We start from the raw sequence: 393 nt of genomic DNA on the forward strand, positions 1-393 counted from the left end.
AAGAGGTCGCACGCAGAATTGGTCTGCTGGCGCAAAATGCCACCACGCCGGGCGATATTACCGTGCAGGAGCTGGTTGCTCGTGGGCGTTATCCACATCAACCTTTATTTACCCGCTGGCGTAAAGAAGATGAAATCGCGGTAACCCACGCGATGCAGGCCACGGGGATCACACATCTGGCGGCGCAAAGTGTGGATACCCTCTCCGGCGGTCAACGCCAACGCGCGTGGATAGCGATGGTACTGGCACAAGAAACGTCGATTATGCTGCTCGACGAACCGACCACCTGGCTGGATATCAGCCATCAGATTGATCTGCTGGAGCTGTTGAGTGAGCTAAACCGGGAGAAAGGTTACACGCTGGCCGCCGTTCTGCACGACCTGAATCAGGCGT

Annotated in this window: 1 protein-coding gene; it reads left to right on the top strand. The window is 56.7% G+C overall.

The window, feature by feature from the left end; translation table 11 throughout:
• Positions 1 to 393 (top strand): ATP-binding cassette domain-containing protein (locus tag FDX22_RS00420; protein ID WP_255432656.1); only part of this gene is annotated, 393 nt, incomplete at both ends.

The sequence above is a fragment of the Citrobacter sp. TBCS-14 genome, from assembly GCF_005280805.1.
GTDB classification, from domain to species: domain Bacteria; phylum Pseudomonadota; class Gammaproteobacteria; order Enterobacterales; family Enterobacteriaceae; genus Citrobacter; species Citrobacter gillenii.